Source organism: Leptothrix mechoopdaensis (SeqCode) (assembly GCF_053893855.1).
Map to the genome: position 1 here is coordinate 2,525,554 of NZ_CM132699.1, position 20,425 is coordinate 2,545,978.

Consider the following 20,425-nt stretch of genomic DNA (forward strand, 5'->3'; position numbering starts at 1 on the left):
TCAGTCGGCGGTGATCTTGCGGACCTCGATCACCTTCTTCCAGCGCGCGTATTCCTGCTGCTGGAAGGCGGTGAACTGCTCCGGCGTGTTGGCGACGATCTCCAGGCCGCTGCCGACCAGCTGGGCCTTGATCTGGGCGTCGTTGAGCGCCGCGACGACGGCCTCGTGGAAGCGGCTGCGCACGTCGGCCGGCAGGCCTCGCGGGCCGGCCACGGCCTGCCACGAATAGACGTCGACGTTCTTCACGCCGGCCTCGGCCATCGTCGGCACGTCGGGCAGCACGGCGGCCCGCTTCGCGCCGGTCACGGCCAGCGCACGCAGCTTGCCCGAGCGGATGTGCTGCAGCACCGAGTTGACGTTCTGGAACGAGGCGTCGACCTGCGCGCCGAGCAGGTCCGAGATCGCCGGACCGCCGCCCTTGTAGGGGATGTGCAGGCCGGTGGTGCCGCTCTCCAGCCAGAACAGCTCGACGGTCAGGTGGTCGCTGGAGCCGTTGCCGGACGAGGCGAAGGTCATCTTGTCCGGGTTGGCCTTCTGGAAGGCGATGACGTCGGCCAGCGACTTGTGCGGTGACGCGGCGGGGACGACCAGCACGTTGGGCGCCTGCACGGCCACCGTGATCAGGTCGAAGTCCTTCAGCGCGTCGTACTGAACGCCCTTGATCAGGTGGGGCACGATGACCAGCGGCCCGAGCGAGGTCACCAGGAAGGTGTAGCCGTCGGCCGGCGCCCGCTTGAGCGCCGCCGCGCCGATCGTGCCGGTCGCGCCGGCCTTGTTGTCGATGACGAAGGTCTGGCCCAGGCTCTTCGTCAGCGCCGGGCCGATGGCCCGGGCAATCATGTCGGTCGAGCCGCCGGGCGGGAACGGCACCACCAGCGTCACCGGTTTGGCGGGCCAGGACTGGGCATGCACGGCCGCCGTGAAGGCCAGGGACAGGAACAGGGCCAGGGTCAGGCCCAGGCCCAGCGTCGTCAGGATCTTCCGCATCGTGTGTGTCTCCAATGGTAGCGCTACCCAAAACAGTCCGAAGGGTAGCGCTACCAAGCTTGTGCGGCAAGCCGCGGCGCTTCCGTGTTTACCCGTTCAGACGCTGGCGCGGTCGACGATCGAGAAGCCGATGTCGACGACCCGTTCGGTGACCTCGCGGCCCTCGGCGCGGTCGACGATGAAACGTGCGGCCTGGCGGCCGATGGCGGCGCCGTCGATCAGCACGGTGGTCAGCGCGGGGTTCAGGTCGGCGGCGAAGTCGAGGTCGCCGAAGCCGACGATGCCCAGCCGCGACGGCACGTCGATGCTGCGCGCCTGCGCCTCGGTCATGACGCCGAGCGCGAGCAGGTCCGAGCTGCAGAACACCGCGTCGAGGCCGGCATCGCGCTGCAGCAGCTCGCCCAGCGCGGCCCGGCCGCTGCGCAAGGTGGTCGGCGACGGCACGACGATGACCTGGACCTCCGGCAGCCCGAGCGCGCGGGCGGCGGCGCAGAAGGCGTCGTGGCGGCGCTTCGAGCGTTCGTCGTCGCCGGCCACCACCGCCAGCCGGCGCCGGCCCTTGCCGTGCAGGAAGGCGACCACCGCGCGGCCGACGTCGACGTGCGAGAAGCCGACCAGCATGTCCAGCGGCGTGGGCGTCAGGTCCCAGGTCTCGACCACCGGGATGCCCGAGGCCAGCAGGCGCCGCCGGCCATCGGCCGAATGCAGGATCCCGGTCAGCACGATGCCGTCCGGGCGGCGGCCGATGATGGCTTCGAGCAGCGCGTCCTCGCGCGAATCGACGTAGCCGCTCTGGCCCAGCATCAGCTGGTAGCCCTGCTCGGCCAGCGCCGCCGTCAGCGACTGCACGGTCTGCAGGAAGACCGGCCCGGCGATGGTCGGCACGACCGCCGCGACCAGCTTGCTGCGGGTCGACGCCAGCCCGCCGGCCAGCAGGTTGGGCACGTAGCCGGTGCGGCGCACGGCATCCAGCACCCGTTCGAGCACCTCCGGCGAGACCCGCCCCGGCGTGTTCAGCGCCCGCGACGCCGTGATCGGCGCGACATCGGCCAGCCGCGCGACGTCATGCAGCGTGACGGCACCGCTGCCGCGACGGCTGCGCTTGACGGGGTCGGAGGGCTGATTCATCCGGGGATGGTAGGCGATGGGTAGCGCTACCGGATCCGGCCATCCACCCGTCAGGCGCTCAGCCCGGCAGGTCGAGCCGGTAGCCGACCCCGTAGACGCTGGCGATGCAGTCCGGACCGGGCACGCTGGCCTGCAGCTTGCGGCGCAGGTTCTTGACGTGGCTGTCGACCGCACGGTCGCTGACGTTGCGGAAATCGACGTGGATGGCGTCCAGCAACTGCGCGCGCGAGCACACCCGCCCGGGCGGCTGCAGCAGCGTGCGCAACAGCCGCCATTCGATGGGGGTGAGCGGCAGCACCTGGCCGCGCCAGCCGGCCCGCTGGCCGGCGTCGTCGAGCGAGAAGCCGCCGACCTCCAGGCCGGCCGCGCCCGACAGGCCGGCCAGCCGCCCCTGCGAGCGCCGCAGCAGCGCGCGCACCCGGGCGACCACCTCGCGCGGGCTGTAGGGCTTGCAGAGGTAGTCGTCGGCGCCGATCTCCAGGCCGACGATGCGGTCGATCTCGTCGACCCGCGCGGTCAGCATCAGGATGGGCACGGCCGAGTCGCGGCGGATCTGGCGGCAGACCTCGATGCCGTCGAGGCCCGGCAGGTTCAGGTCCAGCAGCACGGCGGCCGGCGCCTCGCTGGCGAAGGCCAGCAGCGCAGACGGGCCGTCGGCCGCGACGCGCGGTTCGTAGCCGGCGGCGCGCAGGTAGTCGCACAACACGGCGGCCAGCTTGGCCTCGTCCTCGACCACCAGCACCCGGCCCGCGTCGCTCATGGGCGCGGATCCGGTTGCAGCGGCAGCGTGACGCGCACGCGCAGACCGCCCAGCGTCGACGCGCCGGCCTCGATCTCGCCGCCGTGGCTGCACACGATGGCGCGGCAGATCGCCAGCCCCAGGCCGCTGCCACCGCGACGGCGGCTGCGCGACACATCGGCGCGGTAGAGCGGCTCGAACAGCCGGGCGTGGTCGGACAGCGGCACGCCGGGCGCGCTGTCGTCGATGGTCAGCACGAGCCGGCCGGCCGCGTCAGCACGCAGCTGCAGCACGATGCGGCCGGGCGCGTCGGTGTAGCGCAGGCTGTTTTCCAGCAGGTTGGACAGCAGCTGGCCGATGCGCTGCGGGTCCCAGTGCGCGAGTGGCGCTTCAGCCGAGTCTTCGCCCCTGCCGTCGTCATCCAGCACCAGGTCCAGGCCGGCCGCCTGCGCGCGCGGCTGCACGCGGGCCAGCGCCTCGCGCAGCAGGGCCCCCGGCTGCACCGGCACGAAGTGGCAGGGCAGCGCCCGCAGGTCGGACAACGCGAGCTGGTGGAAGTCCTCGACCAGCCGGGTCACGCGGGCGACCTCCTCCTGCAGCGACAGCATGGCGGCGACGCTCAGCGGCCGCACGCCGTCGACCAGCGCCTCGACCTCGCTGCGCAGCACGGCCAGCGGCGTGCGCATCTCGTGCGACAGCTCGGCCATCCAGCGCCGCCGGCTGGCTTCGAGCGTCTGCAGCGACGCGGCCATCGCGTTGATGTCGCGCGCCAGGTCGGTCAGCTCGTCGTTGCCCTGCAGCACCAGGCGCTCGTCGAAGGCGCCTTGCGCGACGCGCCGGGCGGCGTGCTGCACATCGCGCACCGGTCGCAGCCAGCGCCGCCCCGCCCACACGGCACCGGCGACGGCCAGCAGCGACAGCAGCAGCGCGCTGAACACGATGCCGCGGTACTGGCGCGCCAGGAAGGCCGCGTCGACATCGGCCGGCGCGAAGGGCGCGCGTGCCAGCTGCACCCGCGCGACCGTGTGGCCGTCGACGACGATGGGCCGGCTCGATGCCACGTCCTGCGGCGCGATCGGACGTCCGCCCAGCGGCTGGCCTGCCGCATCGACCAGGCTGAGCCGCTCCGGCGTGGGCAGGCCACCGGGGCGCGGCGGGGGGCGATCGGGTCGGTCGGGGCGATCAGGACGGTCATCCCGCCCAGGCCCCGGGCGTGGCGGCGGGCGGTCGGACGGCGCGACCTGCTCGAACAGCGGTCGCAGCAAGGCCGGCGGGCCGGCCAGTGCGGTCAGGCCCCGCTCGGCGACGGCTTCGGCGGCCACCTCGGCGAAACGGTCGAGCCAGTGTTCGTCCTGGGCGCGCAGGTAGTCGCTGAAGCCGGCGCGGAGGTTCCAGGCCACGGCCAGCGCCAGCACCGACACCGCCAGCAGCACGGCGCCCACCTGCATCAGGACGAGCTGGTGGACGAGCGACAGCCGCAGGCGGCGCGGTTCGGTTGGCGACATCCGATCGATGCTAGCGGCCGGCCTGCCGGGCAATGAGGAGGCCGCCTCCACAGTCTCTCCATGCTGGCTGCGCGGCGCGGCGGCAAGGTGGCGACTTCCCCGCTTTCGACGCCCACCCATGACGCCCCATCGAACCCTCCGTTCCCTGCTGGTGCCGGCGAGCCTGCTGGCCACGCTGCTGTCGGCCCTGACCCTGTTGTCGGCCTGCGGCGGCGGCTCGGCCAGCACGACCACCCCGTCGCCCGACGCCAGCGCCGATGCCGTGGCCGAAGCCGCACGCGTGGCCGTGGGCGACCAGCTCTTCCACGACCCGCGCCTGTCGGCCGCCGGCAACCTGGCCTGCGCCAGCTGCCACGTGCAGAGCCGCGGCCATGCCGATGCCGACGGCGTCTTCCTGCCGATGGGCGGACCGGCGCTGGACCGTCAGGGGCTGCGCAGCTCGGCCACGCTCGGCTACCTCAACAGCAACCGCCCGTTCGCGTTCGACGGCCAGGGCCGGCCGTCCGGCGGCTACACCTGGGACGGCAGGGCCGACAACCGCGCCGCGCAGGCCCTGGGCCCGCTGCTGGCCGCCAACGAGATGGCCCACGCCGACACCACGGCGCTGGTCGCGCGCTTGCGCACGCTGGCGTCCTGGCCGCAACTGCAGGCCGCCTCGGCGCTGGACGCCAGCGCCAGCGACGCGCAGGCCCTGCAGGCGCTGCAGCAGGCCTTGCAGTCCTACCAGGCGGGCGACCCGGACTACCAGCCCTACACCAGCAAGTTCGACGCGGTGCAGGACGGCCGCGCCGCCTTCACCGCCCAGGAATCACGCGGGCTCGGCCTTTTCAACGACCCGCAGAAAGGCAATTGCAGCCGCTGCCACAGCAGCACGCCGCCAGCCGGCCAGACGCGCGCGCTGTTCACCAACTTCGGCTACTTCGCGCTCGGCGTGCCGCGCAATCACAGCGTCGCCACCGCCGACCCGACCTTCTTCGACCTGGGCCTGTGCGGCCCGCTGCGGACCGACCTGTCCGCCCGCACCGACCTGTGCGGCAAGTTCAAGGTGCCCACGCTGCGCAACGTCGCGCTGACCGCGCCCTACTTCCACAACGGCGCGGTCACGACGCTGCAGGACGCGGTGTCGTTCTATGCCACCCGCGACATCGATCCGGCGCGCTGGTATCCGCTCGTCAACGGTGCCGTCGACATGTTCAACGACCTGCCGACGGCCTACCGCGCCAACGTCGACCAGCAGCCCCCGTTCGGCCTGCGGCCGGGCCAGCCGCCGCGCCTGAGCGCCCAGGATGTCCTGGACCTGACCGCCTTCCTGCGCACGCTGAGCGACGGCTACACGCCCTAGGCGTCATGCGACCATGCCGGCGTGAACGCACCGCCCCGCCTTGCCCCGGCCCCGTCCCGCCTGACCTGCGCGCGCTGCCTGCGTCCGCAAGCCACCTGCCTGTGCGCGCTGGTGCGCCCGACCGATCACCGCACCGAGGTGCTGGTGCTGCAGCACCCGCAGGAACAGCGTCAGGCCAAGAACAGCGTGGCGCTGCTGCGGCTGTCGCTGGCGCGCTGCGAGGTGGTCGTCAGCGAGCGCTTCGAGCCGGCCGCGCTGCAGGCCCTGCTGCACCGCCCGGGGCAGGACACGCGGCTGCTTTATCCGGACGTGAGCGCGGCACCATCGCCGCCTTCACCGCCGATCACACCCGCACGCCCGGTCCGGCTGGTCGTGATCGACGCGACCTGGCGCAAGAGCCTGCGCATGCTGCTCGAACACCCGGCCCTGGCCGCCCTGCCCCGCCTGTCGCTGGATGCGCCGCCACCGACCCGCTACCGGGCGATCCGGGCGGCGCGCCGGCCCGATCAGGTCTCGACGCTGGAGGCGACGGCCCAGGCGCTGGCGATGCTCGACGGCCCGTCCTTCGACGCCGGGCCGCTGCTCGACGCCTTCGAGGACTTCGTCGCGGCCGTCGCGGCACGCCGGATGCCGGTGCCGCCCGCCGCTTGAGGCGACCGGCCCTTCAGCACTCCACGACGTTGACGGCCAGGCCGCCGCGCGACGTTTCCTTGTACTTCGTCTTCATGTCCGCGCCGGTCTCGCGCATGGTCTTGATGACCTTGTCCAGGCTGACGTGGTGCGTGCCGTCGCCGCGCAGCGCCATGCGCGCCGCGTTGATCGCCTGCACCGAGGCAATGGCGTTGCGCTCGATGCAGGGGATCTGCACCAGCCCGCCGACCGGGTCGCAGGTCAGGCCCAGGTGGTGCTCCATGCCGATCTCGGCGGCGTTCTCGACCTGCTCGGGCGTGCCGCCCATGACGGCGCACAAGGCCGCGGCAGCCATCGAGCAGGCCACGCCGACCTCGCCCTGGCAGCCCACTTCGGCACCGCTGATCGACGCGTTCTCCTTGTAGAGGATCGCGATGGCGCCGGCCGTCAGCAGGAAGTCGACGACGCCGTCCTCGGTCTTCGCCAGCCCCGGGCCGCCCAGGAAACGGACGTAGTAGTGCAGCACGGCGGGCACGATGCCGGCCGCACCGTTGGTCGGCGCGGTGACGACGCGGCCACCGGCGGCGTTCTCCTCGTTGACCGCCAGCGCGTACAGGTTGACCCAGTCCAGCACCTGCAGCGGGTCGCGCAGCGCAGCCTCCGGATGCGCGCACAGCTGGCGATGCAGCTCGGCCGCACGGCGTTTCACCTTGAAGCCGCCGGGCAGCACGCCCTCGGTCGCACAACCCCGTTTCACGCAGCCCTGCATCGCCTGCCAGATCGTCAACAGGCCCGATCGCATCGAGCTTTCGTCGCGCCAGGCCGTCTCGTTGCGGGCCATCACGCCGGCAATCGACAGGCCACTCTCGCGGCAACGTTGCAGCAGCTCGGCACCACTGTGAAAGGGCAGCGCCAGCGGTCGCTTGTCAGCGCCCAGGTGCGGCTGGCCTTGATCATCATGGTTGACGACGAAGCCGCCGCCGACCGAGTAATAGGTCTTCTGCAGCAGCACCCGATCGGCCGCATCGAAGGCGGTCAGCCGCATCCCATTGGGATGAAAGTCCAGCGTCTCGCGCCTCAGGAACAGCAGGTCGGCCTTCTCGTCAAAGGCGACCGGATGACGCCCGGCCAGCAGGATGCGGCCCTCGGCCCGGATCTGCGCCAGCCGGGGCGTGATCTGGTCCGGATCGATGCGATCGGGCTCATGCCCTTCCAGCCCCAGCACCACCGCCTTGTCGGTGCCGTGCCCCTTGCCGGTGGCCCCCAGCGACCCATAAAGCTCACAGCGCACGCGGGTCGTGGCCGACAGCTGTTCCCCCGCCGCCAAGGCCCCTGCAAACAACGCCGCCGCCCGCATCGGCCCGACCGTGTGCGAGCTGCTCGGGCCGATGCCGATCTTGAAGATGTCGAAGACGGAGACGGCCATGTCGGTTTGCGTCTCGTTGGCGGGACGGCTGGTTGTCGCTCTGAAGCGGCATTGCAGCGCGATCGATGGCGGGTGGTGGAGGGTGTTAACCAGCAGGGGGCGGTGGGTGAGACTGGCGCGGGGGGCGAGTTTCGGGGTATCGGCCGGAGGCTGGGGGAGTGGGGTGAAGGGCTTGGGCGGTGAAGTGAGGGGGAGGCTTGGGAATTGGTTATTCGGAGTGGAGGGGGCGGGCGTTGATGATTGGGGGAAAGGGCGTTGTGCAGCGGTTGCTGTCGGTCATGCCTACAACACGGATGTTCGGTGACTGCGTTAGATTGGACATTGAGGAGAGTGCCCCGCCAGATGCAGATCCGGTGCACCGAGATCCCGCGAATACTGTCGTCATTAAGCGTCGCGTCGTGACCGAACAGCAAGAAGGCGCCAGACTGGAAGGCGAGCTTCGCAAGGCGGGCTGGTGAGTACGGAGAGGATGAGAACACGATATAAAGTCATCCGGGCATAGCCCGCCTTCTCACGCGCAGCGACTAGCGCCTACTGGCGCGTCCCAGTTGTCCGCCCAACCCTCACCGAATCCCGGAGCGCCTGCCCTACGCGTACGCTCTTTTCTTGAGCCTGCCCGATCAGGGCAGCCAGGCTAACCCGGCTTTTGTGCCGCACCCGTGTAAGGCTCGATGAACTCTTCAGGTATCGACACGAGCGCATTGCTCACCATGCTGGGTCTGATAGCCGCCGTCTGGGCCGTAGTGCCAAGCACCGCAAGGCTCAGCTTCCGGCTCAGTCTCACATGGTTCGACTGGCTTGTTGTATGGACAGTGCTACTGACCATCCATGGGTTCTTCTTCGAGCCCGTTCTGAAGCAACTCGGCTTCCCTCATCTAGGCCCGTGGCTATGGGGATTTGACAAGAGCGCAACGCAGTACTCGCTGTTCCTGTTGCTGGCGGCCTTCGTCTATTGGCGCTCCAGCAGAACCAAGCTCACGCGCTGGAACATCGGGCTGTTCGACGAGTTGACCACGGCACTGCTCCACTCAGGTAAGCATGAGGAGCTCTCGGACTTGCTGCAGCGACACCTGCGCTCAGCGCTGGACCTTGCGCAAGCTAGAACGGTACGCAGCCAGGTTGCCGACTTTATTAGACCTGCGCGCCCGAACTTCCAAGTGCTGTTTGGGGAGGACGGAACCATCACGTTCGGCACAGGTGGTCCTACGAAGTGGTTGCCGGTCCAGTGGTTCAGTTTACGAGAGTGGTTTGCTGACCTCGTCGGTCCTTCGCGACGTGTGCAACACCGCGCAAGTAGCGTCGTGCGGCGGCTACTTTCGTCACGTCGCCTCGTCGCGCAACTGGCGGCCGCTCGACCTTTCCTCTGCATCGAAGTGATGGAGGCGGCCGTTCGCCTCGAGGAAGGTTTCCAGGACGAGTTCTTCCGAGCACTGCTCGCCAACGATGCCAGCATCTTCTATAGCGAGATCAAGAACAACGATAACCACGAGGGGCGCGGACGCCGCCTGCACCTACCGACGGAGAACAGATTGCTTCGGTTCTACTTCGTCGATGCACAGGTTGCGGGTCGCTTGGGTGTGTATCGGTCTGTTGGAGAGGCTGTCCTCGCACGCATAGAAGGTGACGACGTACTCGAAAGGAGGCTCAATGGTCGTCCACTGACCTTTGACGAGGTCGGTAAGCACACCGACCCGGTCCATACGGGCCTTTGGTTCTTCAGAGTCATGGTCCTCGAGGGCTTGCACCAAAGACTCCCCGACCATCTATGGCTTCACTACATGCCCCACTTTGCAGGTCGCCTAGTAGACCGGGCCCGGGAGATTCGACCCGACGACGAGACGCATGAGTTTCCAACGCCCCTCGCTTATCTGTTGTATGAGGTGGTTGAGACGACGGTGACCTGGGTCAGAGAGGCCGTCGTCCTCACGGCTCCCGGGCAACGGGTAAGCGCCGACCAGCTCGACGGTGACCACGTGTTCATTGCTTTCGAGGCAGCCGAGGCCGTCGGTCGGGTCCTGCACCCGATACTCGCTTCGTCTCGCGTGACATGGCGCCTAAAGTCTGAACTCTTTGGCGTCGCTCTATCTGCCTTGCGGGATCTGGAGCAACTCCGGCACCTTGAACCGCTGGCAACAGTTCTGCGACGTCACTTGATTGAGCCGTATGAATTTCGGGAAACACATGAGCAGCTATCTGTTCTGCAGCAGTGTTTCGCTGATCAAGACCATGTGCTCAGGGGGCACTTAGGACGCTTTGAGGCGGAACTTGATGCGGCCCTGGCCGCGGCTCGTTGAGCACTCATCTTGGCGCAGCTAGCCGCAGCGGTCGAAAGGCCGGTTCTGGCGGCCCGCGACGTTCGCCTTCTCGGAGCGAATGACCGGCCCCAGTCTGTTGCTGCCGGGCACCGGCGGGCGCCCAACTCACGGTCGCAAATCCATCACCTTCATTGACGAGATCCGCCCGATGCCGTCTCGCTGACCGGTTCGGGAGGTGCAGCGGTAGTTGCCGACCCAGAGGGTGGTAAGTCACCTGATCGTCCATAGCCCGACAGGACGAACCGGCCCTACCGACCCACGGCAGACATCTTCGACGAAATTGACTTCCGATTGAAGTCCGTCAGCGTTCGACATGATTGGCGAATGGAAGCGCGGGAATCAATCAGCCTTCAAATCGCAGTCTCCAACGTCCGAAAGAGCAGTTCGAATCTATGTACGCGGCATCTGCATTTCGGCCCTGTACCGGGAGTTGCGTACGAAGACCGGTGCAGGTAAAAGCGGCGCAGAAAAACTGACACTGCCAAGGCGATCATATATGACGACGGTGCACTGGTAATACGTGAACGAGCCACATTCCCCTTGGGGACGTCGACCTCGGCCTCACCAATCACCGTCACGCAGTCTTGCGGATCGCAAATTTTGGCCGAAAAGGAACGAACTCCTTATAGCGACGGGACCAAAGTTCAAGTTCTGTTTCCTGAGCTGCCTTCAAAAGATCAGGATTAACAGTCATTCCGAGTGCGTGAATTTCAAAATCCAACAAAACGGCCTGCGCAAGTTTTTGGAGCCGATCAATGTCGCTGGGGTTCAGATCTGCCATCTTGTCCAACCGGGCCACAGCGTGCGTGATGGCGATGTAAGCCCGAGTGATGGGCGCGGGGTGAGGTTTGGTCGCGTCTGGTGTTTCATGCGACTCTCCCCAAGTAAGATATTCAAACAGTCCTCTGACACCGACTGCGAAAGCCTGCAGATATGTCTCGCGCCGCACCTTCCTAAAAATTTCGCTTGAATGCATGACATGGCCAAGCGCGAACTGGGCGCCGTGTATGTCAGCGTCAATCTCCATGGTTCTCTCTGGTAGCAGCGGATGGAGCTTAGGGTCGAACCAAGGCTCAAACGACGCGAACTTCTCAGTCCAGTCCGGTATAGGCAGCTTGCCGTTCTTCTCCTTATAGTTCAGGTGACCGCATACAACATGCGCTGCTTCGTGCCAGTGCGCCATAAAGATGGCGCAGGTCATGCTCATTCTGTGGAAAAGATCCCGGTCCACATCAAGCATTACGTTATGCCGCTTAATGTATACCTCAATTCCGGGCTCAAGAAATTCAAAGCAAGGCACCAACAAAGCCGGTCTGCTAAGCTTGGCATAGTAGTAATCGTCACCAGGGACCTTGGCGACCTCAGCCAAAACACTCGACTCATCAACAATCGAGGTGGCGAATCGTGCAGGCTTGATCATTCCGTTGACAGCTTCGACTATCAAGGAGTCGTCAGCACAATCGCGCAAGAACTGCTCCTTTGTGAATGGCTGCGGCTTTGCGAGGGCGCTTGCAAGATTGGCTTTTGCTTGAAGAGCTTTTAGCTTGATCTTTCGTATCATATTCATTTGTTTAGCCCGCATTCACGCAAAACCTCAAGCGCCGCGATGCAGCAAAGTTGACCAATAATTTTAGCACGACATAGTCGAAGCAACGTTGACCGTCGCTCATCGACGTCGACTGAGTCATGAAAATGGAAATTTGTTCTGCTGACGCTTACAGCGGCACTTGATTTGCTTCGACAGCAATTTTTACCAATACCAGGCTGCCGAATACTCCCGTGAACGCCCACTCATCCACCACCGTGCGGCTCGGTGATGGGTACGCACCTAGTGAATACAGGTTGACCCGATCCGCTCGCCGAAGTGAGTATTTTTCAGTGTGGAAGGAAGCGGACAGATGAACACTTGTGGCGTCGATCTGATAGGCCGGAGGCGCCGACACAGGCATAGTGAGGAGTTCAAGTCGATGGTGTGGAACTGGATCCGACGCAATCGAGTGACTGCTGACAGCAGTGCACCGGCCGGTCGACGACACCGTGCCTGAATGACTGCTTCCCATCGGCGCCGCCGCTCAAGTGGCGCGGCGTGAACGGCTGGACTCAGTCTGTTGCAGTCATCCACCGCCCCCCATATCCCTCAACCACAAACCCAAACGCCAATCAACTACACCACACCCCCCGCAAGCCGCACCCGATCCCCTCGCCTCAGCCCGCCTCAACACCCCTCCCCCGCTCCGCCAGCCTCTCCACAAACCCCCCTCGCCCACTCACCCCGATCACCAGCCGCTGCGTCGCCCGCGTCGCCGCGACGTAGAACAGCCGAGCCTCCTCACGCTCGTCCTCTCCATTCACCGGCATCAGCCCGACACCGGACAGCGCGACGACCGGGAACTCCAGGCCCTTGCTGACCTTCATGGTCATGACCTTCACCGAATCGTGGTTCGGCCGGAAGTCGCCGGACTTCTTGCGGACCTGCATCGGCACGCCCTTGCCGCGCAGCGCGGCGGCGCAGGCGTCCATCGTCGGGTAGTCGCGGCAGAGGATGGCCATGTCGCCCCAGGCGTGGCCTTCCTGGTGGGCGGCGTGCAGGTGGTCGGCGATGGCCCAGGCCTCGTCGCGCAAGGTCGGCAGGCGGATGACGACCGGCTCGTCGCCCTCGCGGCCGTAGCTGATCGGCTTGACCAGCGGCACGCCGTCGTCGTCGCGGTCCTCGGCGGTCAGCAGGTCGGCGGCGACCATGCTGGCGACCTTCAGGATCTGCTTCGTGTTGCGGTAGTTGATCTTGAGGATCGTCGTGCGCCCCTGGGCCTGGATGCCCACGCTCTTGAAGCTGAACTGCCGTGACGTGCGGCGTTCGTAGATGCTCTGCGCGTCGTCGTAGAGCAGCAGCAGGCTGTTGGTGCTGGGGTCGACCATCTGCGTGACGAGCTTGAGCCACTCGGGGCGGAAGTCGTGGCCCTCGTCGATCAGCACGGCCTGGTACTGGCCGGATGGGATCTGCCGCCGTTCGACCGCGCGGATCACGCCGTCGACCATCTCCTCGAACATGCCCGGCCCCTGCGCCGGCAGGGCCTGACCGAACGCGACCAGCTGCTGGCGGCACCACTTGTGGAAGTTGCGGGCGTGCACGCGGTCGGCCAGGCCCTTGGCGGCGAAGGTGGCGTCCAGCTGGGTGGCGAGCGGCTCGTTGAAGCAGAGCACGAGGATGGGCTTGGACGTGGGCGTGAAGGTCCGCGCCAGGTACTCGGCGCGGTAGGCCAGGATCATGGTCTTGCCCGAGCCGGCGACGCCGTGGATGACCCGGTGGCCGTCGCCCAGGCTGCGGGCGAGCTGTTCCTGCTGCAGGTCCATGACGCGCATGACGCTGGGCAGCTCGGCGGCGGGGTCGTCGTCGTCGAACAGGCTGTCCTGCGTCGGCACGCGGACCTCGGGGAACATGATCCAGCGCACCCGGTCGAGCTGCGGCAGGCTCATCACGCCGCCGAAGGCGTGGGCGAACATCTGCCAGAGGCGCTGCTGGAAGGCCTCGGGCTCGGCGGATTCGAGCATCTCGTCGGAGCAGATCACCAGCTCGGGCGCGATCGCCTGGTCCAGCCCGGCGGCCTCGAACTGCTTGCGGGTGATGCGGGTCAGCACGACGCCGTGTCCCCAGGGGAAGGCCAGCTTGCCCTGGTGCGGGCCGGACGGCTGGATCAGCTGCGGGTCGCGCTCCAGCGCGTTGACCACCTGGATGGCGCAATGCCGCGCCTGGGCCAGCGGGTTGATCACCACCTTCACCTGGCCGTCGGGGACGATCTCCCAGGCTTGGCGGCTGGCCTTGTGGATGGTCTCCAGCCGCCAGTCCTTGGTCTCCAGGATCAGCACGCCGCGACGCGGGTGGAGGATCACGAAATCGGGGTGGGACTGCTTCGGGCCGACGGGGACGTCGTACCAGAGCAGGTAGTCGTCGTCGAGCTTCTGCTCCAGTCGCTCGGCAAACCGGCGCTCGCCGGAGGTCATCCGGGAGGCACAGGCCGAGAGCGCGGGGATGAGGGTGGCCATCGCCCGATCTTAGATTTGCCGGATCGGGCCGCCAGGCGCGAACGCTTGAGCGCTTCGCGAACTTCGTCATCCAGTTTGACGACTTCCGTGCCGTGCGGCGGCGGTTTCGGGAGGGCCATTTCCGAAGGCGTCTCAAGCGGGGTCGCTGATGCTCGCCTGGAATCGCCAGATGGCCTGCTTTTCAGCGCCACAAATCAAAACGGGCTAGCTCCTTGTGAGAGCTAACCCGTTGATTTCTTTGGTCGGGGTGGCGGGATTCGAACTCGCGACCCCTTGCACCCCATGCAAGTGCGCTACCAGGCTGCGCTACACCCCGACTGAGCCAAAAAGTATATGTCAGGGGACTTGTGTCTGTCCAGACTCCTGGCGAACTTTCCTCGATCTCGTCGCGGGACGAGACGCGGTTCAGTCGTCCAGGTCGAGCAGGCTGCGGATGGACAGCAGTTCCTCGCGCAGCGACAGGCGTGGGGCGTCGGGCAGGACGACCGTGGTGGCGGCCTCGGCCGGAGGCATCGACAGCGCGGCGCTGGCGTATTGGGGGGCGCGCGGTGCAGACGGCAGCGGCGGCATGCCGATCATCGGCGCGTGCAGGTCGAGATCGTCGTGGGACGGATCGTCGGCCGGACCGGAGGCGCCCATCGGCAGCGACGCACCCGGTGCGGCCACCGCGCCCAGTTCGATCAGGCGGTTGCGGGCGCCGCTGATGGTGAAGCCCTGTTCGTAGAGCAGGTCGCGGATCCGGCGGATCAGCAGCACCTCGTGGTGCTGGTAGTAGCGCCGGTTGCCCCGGCGCTTCATCGGGCGCAGCTGGGTGAACTCCTGTTCCCAGTAGCGCAGCACGTACGGCTTGACGCCACAAAGCTCGCTGACCTCACCGATGGTGAAGTAGCGCTTGGGCGGGATGTCTGGGAGCGAATTTTCCATTGAAATCAATGGGATTCAGGAGTCTCGCAAGACTTTACTCGAACTCTCCAGGCGGCGGTGCCTCGCCTTGCACGATCGCCTTGAGTTTGTGGCTGGCGTGAAACGTGACCACCTTGCGGGCGCGGATCGGGATCGCCTCGCCGGTGCGCGGGTTGCGCCCGGGACGAGGCGCCTTGCGACGGACCTGGAAGTTGCCGAAGCCCGACAGCTTCACGTCCTCGCCGCTGACCAGCGCGTCGTGGACGAACTTGAAGTAGGCCTCGACCATGTCCTTGGACTCGCGCTTGTTCAGCCCGAGCCGCTCGAACAGCAGGTCGGCCAGCTCGGCCTTGGTCAGCGTCGGCGTCTCGAGCGAGATCACGCGGTCCAGGGACTGCGCCTGTTCAGGGGTGTCGGCCATGTCGTTGTGCGCTCTCGGTCAGGATCAGGCACCGCGCAGGCGTGCGCCCAGGCGGTTGGCGACGGTGTCGACGACGGCCTGTATGGCGGCGTCGCTGCGGGCATCGGTCAGCGGGGCGGCGTCGTCCAGCAGTTCCAGGCGGACCGCCAGGCTGCGTTCGCCCGCCGCGAAGCCGGCCACGCCGGCCGCCGGGCGGTAGACGTCGAACAGGCGCGCGGCGCGCACCAGACCGTCGGTCGGCGCGGCCAGGATGGTGTCGATCAGCGCGTCGTGGCTGACGCTCTCGCCGACGATCAGCGCCAGGTCGCGCGTCACGGCCTGCTGGCGGGCGACCGGCACGTAGGCGGGCACGGGACGGCGCAGCAGCGCGGCGGCGTCCAGCTCGAACAGCACCGGGGCGCTCGGCAGCTCGTAGGCCTGACGCCAGCGCGGGTGCAGTTCACCGACATGGCCGATGACGACGCCGTCGAGCACGACGCGGGCGCAGCGGCCCGGGTGCATCGCCGGGTGTTCGGCCGCCTCGAAACGCGGCTGCAGCGGGGCCAGCAGGGCTTCGACATCACCCTTGACGTCGTAGAAGTCGACCGCGCGTTCCTTGGCGCCCCACTGCTGTTCGTCGACGGGGCCCCAGGCCAGGCCGGCGACCCGCAGCGGCTGGTCAACGCCGGCGACGTCCTGTTCGCTGCCCTGCACCGACGGGTCGCGGCGGAAGACACGGCCGAACTCGAACACGCGCACGCGCGGCGACCGGCGCGAGAGGTTGTGGCGCAGCACCTGCACCAGGCTGCCGAGCAGGCTCGAACGCATCACCGACAGCGGCGCGGCGATCGGGTTGAGCAGGCGGATCGGGTCGGCGTTGCCGGCCAGTTCGTGTTCCCAGCGCGCCTCGACGAAGCTGAAGTTGATCGTTTCCTGGTAACCCAGCGCGGCGGCGGCGCGACGCACCGCATGCGGGCTGCGGCGGTCCTCGGTGCGCACGCGGGCGGTGACCGGGGCGTTCGGCGGCGTCAGCGGCAGCTGGTCGAAGCCGATCACGCGGATCACTTCCTCTATCAGGTCTTCCTCGATCTGCAGGTCGAAACGCCAGCTCGGCGGCGTCACGGTCATCACGCCGGGCGCGGACTCGAAGGCCAGGCCGAGGCGCTCGAACACCTGCGCGCACTGCGCCTGCGTCACCGGCATGCCGATCACCTTGGCAGCGCGGTCGACCCGCAGCGCCACCGGGCGACGCTCGGGCAGCCGGGTGGTCTGGTCGTCGATCGGGCCGATGCGGGTGTCGGCGGTGCCGCAGATCTGCACGATCAGCGCGGTGATGCGCTCGATGTGCTCGACCGTCAGCGCCGGGTCGACGCCACGCTCGAAGCGGTGGCCCGCATCGGTCGAGAAGTTGTAGCGGCGCGAACGGCCGGCGACCGCCTCGGGCCACCAGAAGGCGGCCTCGACGTAGACGTTGCGGGTCTCGTCGCCGACCGCCGTGGCGTCGCCGCCCATGATGCCGGCCAGCGATTCGACGGTCTGCGTGCCGCCGTGTTCGTCGACGATGACACCGACCTGGGCGTCGAGCGTGACGGTGTTGCCGTTGAGCAGCTTGAGCGTCTCGCCCTCGCGGCCCCAGCGCACCACCAGGCCACCCTGGATCTTGTCGCGGTCGAAGATGTGGCTGGGCCGGCCGAACTCGAACATCACGTAGTTCGAGATGTCGACCAGCGCGCTGACCGGGCGCTGGCCGCAGCGGGCCAGGCGTTCGACCATCCACGCCGGCGTCTTGGCCTTCGGGTCGATGCCGCGGATGACGCGGCCGGAGAAGCGGCCGCACAGGTCGTCGGCCTCGATGCGCACCGGCAGGCGGTCGTCGGTGGTGACGTTCGCCGGCGCGAACACCGGCCTGGCCAGCGCCGTGCCGGTCAGCGCGGAGACCTCGCGGGCGATGCCGTAGACGCTCAGGCCGTGGCCGAGGTTGGGTGTGAGCTTGAGCGTGAACAGCGTGTCGTCGAGGTTCAGGACCTGGCGGATGTCGGCGCCGATCGGCGTGTCGGCCGGCAGTTCCAGCAGGCCGCCGTGGTCGTCGGACAGCTTGAGCTCGCGGGCCGAACACAACATGCCCTGGCTCTCGACGCCGCGCAGCTTGCCGAGCTTGATCACGAAGGGCTTGCCGTCGTCGCCGGGCGGCAGTTCGGCACCGACCAGCGCCAGCGGCACGCGGATGCCCACCCGCGCGTTGGGCGCACCGCAGACGATCTGCAGCGGGCCGTCCTGGCTGTGCGCGCCCGCATCGACGGTGCACACGCGCAGGCGGTCGGCGTTGGGATGCTGCTCGGCGGTGACGATCTCGGCCACGACGATGCGGCTGAACGGCGGGGCGGCACGCTGCTGCTCCTCGACCTCCATGCCGGACATGGTCAGCAGGCGGGCGAGGCCGTCGCTGTCGAGGGCGGGGTTGCAGAACTCGCGCAACCAGGATTCTGGGAATTGCATGGCTTCAGGAGACGACGGTGATCGGTGGGACGGCGCGGACGCGAGGCTTCACTGGAACTGCGACAGGAAACGCAGGTCGCCTTCGAAGAACAGGCGCAGGTCGTTGACGCCGTAGCGCAGCATGGTCAGGCGGTCCGGACCCATGCCGAAGGCGAAGCCGATGTGGCGTTCCGGGTCGAGGCCGAAGTTGCGCACCACGTTCGGGTGGACCTGGCCGGAGCCGGCGACTTCCAGCCAGCGGCCCTTCAGCGGCCCGCTCGAGAAGGCGATGTCGACCTCGGCGGACGGCTCGGTGAACGGGAAGAAGGACGGCCGGAAGCGCAGCTCGAGGTCGTCGGTCTCGAAGAAGGTCCGGAAGAAGTCGGTGAAGACGGCCTTGAGGTCCTTGAACGACACGTTCTCGCCGATCCACAGGCCTTCGCACTGGTGGAACATCGGCGAGTGGGTCGCGTCGCTGTCGACCCGGTAGGTGCGGCCCGGCGCGATGACGCGGATCTCGGGCATCGGCTCGACGCCGGCGTGGCGGGCGGCGTGCTGGCGCGAGTAGCGCACCTGCATCGGCGAGGTGTGCGGGCGCAGGCACAGCGGGCGGCCGGCCTCGTCGTTCATGTCGACGTAGAAGGTGTCCTGCATCGAACGCGCCGGATGGTTCTCCGGGTTGTTCAGCGCGGTGAAGCTGTGCCAGTCGGTCTCGATCTCCGGGCCGTCGGCGACGTCGAAGCCCATCGACGCGAAGATCTGCTCGATGCGCTCCATCGTGCGCGACACGGGGTGCAGACCACCGCTGCCACGCTGGCGGCCGGGCAGGCTGACGTCGAGCGACTCGGCCTTGAGCTGCGCCTGCATCTCGGCTTCGGCAAGCGCCTGGCGGCGGGCAGTCAGCGCGGACTCGATGCGCTGCTTGGTCTCGTTGATCGCGGCGCCGCGGGTCTTCTTGTCCTCGGGCGACAGCGCGGCCATGCCCTTGAGCAGCTCGGTCACGCGACCGGTCTTGCCGAGGAAACGCGCCTTGGCGTCCTCGAGTTGCGCCGGCGTGCCGGCAGCGGCGAAATCCGCCTCGGCGGCCTGGACCAGGGTATCGAGATCGTTCATCACGGACGGGTCAGCTGGATGGGTCTTGTGCCCGCCACCGATCGGCGGCGGACACAAAAAAGGCCGAACGCGGGGTCGGCCTTGGGGTGCGAGGCACAGGGCGCCGACCGGAGCCGGCGCCATGCTGTCAGGCTCAGGCGAGCTGGGCCTTCACCTTGTCGACGATGCTGCCGAAGGCAGCCGGATCGTTGATGGCCATGTCCGACAGGACCTTGCGGTCGATGCCGATCTGCGCCTTCTTCAGACCCGCCATGAAGCGGCTGTAGGTCAGGCCCAGGGCACGGCTGGCGGCGTTGATGCGCGCGATCCAGAGGCGACGGAATTCGCGCTTCTTGGCACGGCGGTCACGGTAGGCGTACTGGCCCGCCTTCATCACCGCCTGCTTGGCGATGCGATAGACGTTCTTGCGACGACCGCGATAGCCCTTGGCCAGGGCGAGGACCTTCTTGTGACGAGCGCGGGCGGTAACACCACGTTTGACGCGAGGCATGTGTTGACTCCTTCAGTGCGTGGTGGATTACAGACCGGCGAACGGCAGCATCTGCGCCATGTGACCCATGTTGGTCTCATGAACGTTGACGGCTCCGCGCAGGTGGCGCTTGTTCTTGGTGGTCTTCTTGGTCAGGATGTGGCGCTTGAACGCCTGACCGCGCTTGACGGTGCCACCCGGACGAACGCGAAAACGCTTCTTCGCGCTGCTCTTGGTCTTCATCTTGGGCATGACTGCTCCTTCTGGGTTGTTCCCGTGAGGCGCCGCGAAACATCTCCGCGGTCTTGGTTGCCTACGGGCACTGGGACGCTGCGGCGACCAAACCGCAACGACCTCATCTCAATCGATCACTTCTTCTTCTTGGGCGCCAGGACCATGATCATCTGGCGGCCTTCGAGCTTGGGCATGTTCTCGACCAGGCTCACGTCGGTCAGCTCGTCGCGGATCCGCTCGAGCAGGCGCATGCCGATGTCCTGGTGCGTGATTTCCCGACCGCGGAAGCGCAGGGTGACCTTGCCCTTGTCGCCTTCTTCGAGGAAGCGGCGCAGGTTGCGCATCTTGATCTGGTAGTCGCCCTCGTCCGTGCCCGGACGGAACTTGACTTCCTTGATGTCGATGACGTGCTGCTTGGCCTTGGCCTCTGCCGCCTTCTTCTGCTCCTGGTACTTGAACTTGCCGTAGTCCATCAGACGACAGACGGGCGGGTTCGCCGTGGCAGCAATCTCGACCAGATCAACATCGGCTTCGGCCGACAGTCGCAAGGCTTCCTGGATGCTGACGATGCCCAGCGGCTCGTTCTCCGGTCCGTTCAGACGGACCTCCAGGGCAGTGATCTCGCGGTTCAGCCGATGCTTGCGCTCGACGTTGGGCATCCGGCGGTCAAGAAAAGTAGCGATGGTTCGTTTCCTTCGGGGCTTGCGCCCAAGTTGAT

At 67.3% G+C, this 20,425-nt stretch carries 17 protein-coding genes and 1 tRNA gene; 3 read left to right on the top strand and 15 right to left on the bottom strand.

Features of this window, described 5'->3' with window-relative positions; translation table 11 throughout:
* From ACWA7K_RS11030 to ACWA7K_RS11045, 4 genes are all read right to left on the bottom strand, one after another.
* Window positions 1–987 (bottom strand): Bug family tripartite tricarboxylate transporter substrate binding protein, encoded by a 987-nt coding sequence (locus ACWA7K_RS11030; protein WP_456168478.1) that lies wholly within the window; start codon window positions 985–987, stop codon window positions 1–3.
* 96 nt (window positions 988–1,083) lie between these two features.
* Window positions 1,084–2,115, bottom strand: a complete 1,032-nt coding sequence (locus ACWA7K_RS11035; protein WP_456168480.1) for a LacI family DNA-binding transcriptional regulator — start codon at window positions 2,113–2,115, stop codon at window positions 1,084–1,086.
* Window positions 2,116–2,173: 58 nt separating this feature from the next.
* A complete protein-coding gene (locus ACWA7K_RS11040; RefSeq protein ID WP_456168482.1) occupies window positions 2,174–2,875 on the bottom strand; it encodes a response regulator in 702 nt (233 codons plus the stop codon).
* Entirely contained in the window at window positions 2,872–4,359 is a 1,488-nt protein-coding gene (locus tag ACWA7K_RS11045; RefSeq protein WP_456168484.1) for an ATP-binding protein, read from the bottom strand. The genes ACWA7K_RS11040 and ACWA7K_RS11045 overlap by 4 nt, the downstream gene beginning before the upstream one ends.
* Before the next feature lie 118 nt (window positions 4,360–4,477).
* Here ACWA7K_RS11045 and ACWA7K_RS11050 point away from each other — a divergent pair, with 118 nt between their 5' ends.
* Together ACWA7K_RS11050 and ACWA7K_RS11055 are read left to right on the top strand one after the other, a co-directional pair.
* Window positions 4,478–5,701 carry a cytochrome-c peroxidase gene (locus tag ACWA7K_RS11050; protein WP_456168486.1) on the top strand — a complete coding sequence of 408 codons (1,224 nt, stop codon included), beginning with the start codon at window positions 4,478–4,480 and terminating at the stop codon, window positions 5,699–5,701.
* A gap of 21 nt (window positions 5,702–5,722) precedes the next feature.
* Window positions 5,723–6,352 (top strand): tRNA-uridine aminocarboxypropyltransferase, encoded by a 630-nt coding sequence (locus ACWA7K_RS11055; protein WP_456168488.1) that lies wholly within the window; start codon window positions 5,723–5,725, stop codon window positions 6,350–6,352.
* Between the two features lie 13 nt (window positions 6,353–6,365).
* Here ACWA7K_RS11055 and ACWA7K_RS11060 read toward each other — a convergent pair whose 3' ends face one another.
* A complete protein-coding gene (locus ACWA7K_RS11060) occupies window positions 6,366–7,757 on the bottom strand; it encodes an L-serine ammonia-lyase (RefSeq protein ID WP_456168490.1) in 1,392 nt (463 codons plus the stop codon).
* A gap of 671 nt (window positions 7,758–8,428) precedes the next feature.
* On the opposite strand from ACWA7K_RS11060, the gene ACWA7K_RS11065 reads away from it, so the two are divergent.
* Window positions 8,429–10,051, top strand: a complete 1,623-nt coding sequence (locus ACWA7K_RS11065) for a hypothetical protein (RefSeq protein ID WP_456168492.1) — start codon at window positions 8,429–8,431, stop codon at window positions 10,049–10,051.
* 595 nt (window positions 10,052–10,646) lie between these two features.
* Here ACWA7K_RS11065 and ACWA7K_RS11070 read toward each other — a convergent pair.
* From ACWA7K_RS11070 to infC, 10 genes are all read right to left on the bottom strand, one after another.
* Window positions 10,647–11,654 (bottom strand): hypothetical protein, encoded by a 1,008-nt coding sequence (locus ACWA7K_RS11070; protein WP_456210106.1) that lies wholly within the window; start codon window positions 11,652–11,654, stop codon window positions 10,647–10,649.
* Between the two features lie 623 nt (window positions 11,655–12,277).
* The gene (locus ACWA7K_RS11075) at window positions 12,278–14,113 is read right to left on the bottom strand and encodes a DEAD/DEAH box helicase (protein ID WP_456168496.1); all 1,836 of its coding nucleotides are present in this window, start codon (window positions 14,111–14,113) and stop codon (window positions 12,278–12,280) included.
* Between the two features lie 239 nt (window positions 14,114–14,352).
* Window positions 14,353–14,429 (bottom strand) — tRNA-Pro (locus ACWA7K_RS11080).
* Between the two features lie 89 nt (window positions 14,430–14,518).
* Window positions 14,519–15,037 carry a MerR family transcriptional regulator gene (locus ACWA7K_RS11085; protein WP_456168498.1) on the bottom strand — a complete coding sequence of 173 codons (519 nt, stop codon included), beginning with the start codon at window positions 15,035–15,037 and terminating at the stop codon, window positions 14,519–14,521.
* 34 nt (window positions 15,038–15,071) lie between these two features.
* Window positions 15,072–15,437, bottom strand: a complete 366-nt coding sequence (locus ACWA7K_RS11090) for an integration host factor subunit alpha (RefSeq protein WP_456168500.1) — start codon at window positions 15,435–15,437, stop codon at window positions 15,072–15,074.
* 24 nt (window positions 15,438–15,461) lie between these two features.
* Window positions 15,462–17,912 carry a phenylalanine--tRNA ligase subunit beta gene (pheT, locus tag ACWA7K_RS11095; RefSeq protein WP_456168502.1) on the bottom strand — a complete coding sequence of 817 codons (2,451 nt, stop codon included), beginning with the start codon at window positions 17,910–17,912 and terminating at the stop codon, window positions 15,462–15,464.
* 48 nt (window positions 17,913–17,960) lie between these two features.
* Entirely contained in the window at window positions 17,961–19,004 is a 1,044-nt protein-coding gene (gene pheS / locus ACWA7K_RS11100; RefSeq protein ID WP_456168504.1) for a phenylalanine--tRNA ligase subunit alpha, read from the bottom strand.
* 133 nt (window positions 19,005–19,137) lie between these two features.
* Window positions 19,138–19,494, bottom strand: a complete 357-nt coding sequence (rplT, locus tag ACWA7K_RS11105) for a 50S ribosomal protein L20 (protein ID WP_456168506.1) — start codon at window positions 19,492–19,494, stop codon at window positions 19,138–19,140.
* Between the two features lie 27 nt (window positions 19,495–19,521).
* On the bottom strand, window positions 19,522–19,725 hold the full coding sequence (gene rpmI, locus ACWA7K_RS11110; RefSeq protein WP_009517525.1) for a 50S ribosomal protein L35: 204 nt from the start codon (window positions 19,723–19,725) through the stop codon (window positions 19,522–19,524).
* A gap of 116 nt (window positions 19,726–19,841) precedes the next feature.
* The gene (gene infC, locus ACWA7K_RS11115) at window positions 19,842–20,366 is read right to left on the bottom strand and encodes a translation initiation factor IF-3 (RefSeq protein WP_305749229.1); all 525 of its coding nucleotides are present in this window, start codon (window positions 20,364–20,366) and stop codon (window positions 19,842–19,844) included.
* Window positions 20,367–20,425: the final 59 nt, after the last annotated feature.

What these genes read in the sequence shown, in the direction of transcription:
- ACWA7K_RS11030 (WP_456168478.1), bottom strand. Translation starts at nt 987, where the DNA reads ATGCGGAAGATCCTGACGACGCTGGGCCTGGGCCTGACCCTGGCCCTG.
- ACWA7K_RS11035 (WP_456168480.1), bottom strand. Translation starts at nt 2,115, where the DNA reads ATGAATCAGCCCTCCGACCCCGTCAAGCGCAGCCGTCGCGGCAGCGGT.
- ACWA7K_RS11040 (WP_456168482.1), bottom strand. Translation starts at nt 2,875, where the DNA reads ATGAGCGACGCGGGCCGGGTGCTGGTGGTCGAGGACGAGGCCAAGCTG.
- ACWA7K_RS11045 (WP_456168484.1), bottom strand. Translation starts at nt 4,359, where the DNA reads ATGTCGCCAACCGAACCGCGCCGCCTGCGGCTGTCGCTCGTCCACCAG.
- ACWA7K_RS11050 (WP_456168486.1), top strand. Translation starts at nt 4,478, where the DNA reads ATGACGCCCCATCGAACCCTCCGTTCCCTGCTGGTGCCGGCGAGCCTG.
- ACWA7K_RS11060 (WP_456168490.1), bottom strand. Translation starts at nt 7,757, where the DNA reads ATGGCCGTCTCCGTCTTCGACATCTTCAAGATCGGCATCGGCCCGAGC.
- ACWA7K_RS11065 (WP_456168492.1), top strand. Translation starts at nt 8,429, where the DNA reads ATGAACTCTTCAGGTATCGACACGAGCGCATTGCTCACCATGCTGGGT.
- ACWA7K_RS11070 (WP_456210106.1), bottom strand. Translation starts at nt 11,654, where the DNA reads ATGCGGGCTAAACAAATGAATATGATACGAAAGATCAAGCTAAAAGCT.
- ACWA7K_RS11075 (WP_456168496.1), bottom strand. Translation starts at nt 14,113, where the DNA reads ATGGCCACCCTCATCCCCGCGCTCTCGGCCTGTGCCTCCCGGATGACC.
- ACWA7K_RS11085 (WP_456168498.1), bottom strand. Translation starts at nt 15,037, where the DNA reads ATGGAAAATTCGCTCCCAGACATCCCGCCCAAGCGCTACTTCACCATC.
- ACWA7K_RS11090 (WP_456168500.1), bottom strand. Translation starts at nt 15,437, where the DNA reads ATGGCCGACACCCCTGAACAGGCGCAGTCCCTGGACCGCGTGATCTCG.
- pheT (WP_456168502.1), bottom strand. Translation starts at nt 17,912, where the DNA reads ATGCAATTCCCAGAATCCTGGTTGCGCGAGTTCTGCAACCCCGCCCTC.
- pheS (WP_456168504.1), bottom strand. Translation starts at nt 19,004, where the DNA reads ATGAACGATCTCGATACCCTGGTCCAGGCCGCCGAGGCGGATTTCGCC.
- rplT (WP_456168506.1), bottom strand. Translation starts at nt 19,494, where the DNA reads ATGCCTCGCGTCAAACGTGGTGTTACCGCCCGCGCTCGTCACAAGAAG.
- rpmI (WP_009517525.1), bottom strand. Translation starts at nt 19,725, where the DNA reads ATGCCCAAGATGAAGACCAAGAGCAGCGCGAAGAAGCGTTTTCGCGTT.
- infC (WP_305749229.1), bottom strand. Translation starts at nt 20,366, where the DNA reads ATGCCCAACGTCGAGCGCAAGCATCGGCTGAACCGCGAGATCACTGCC.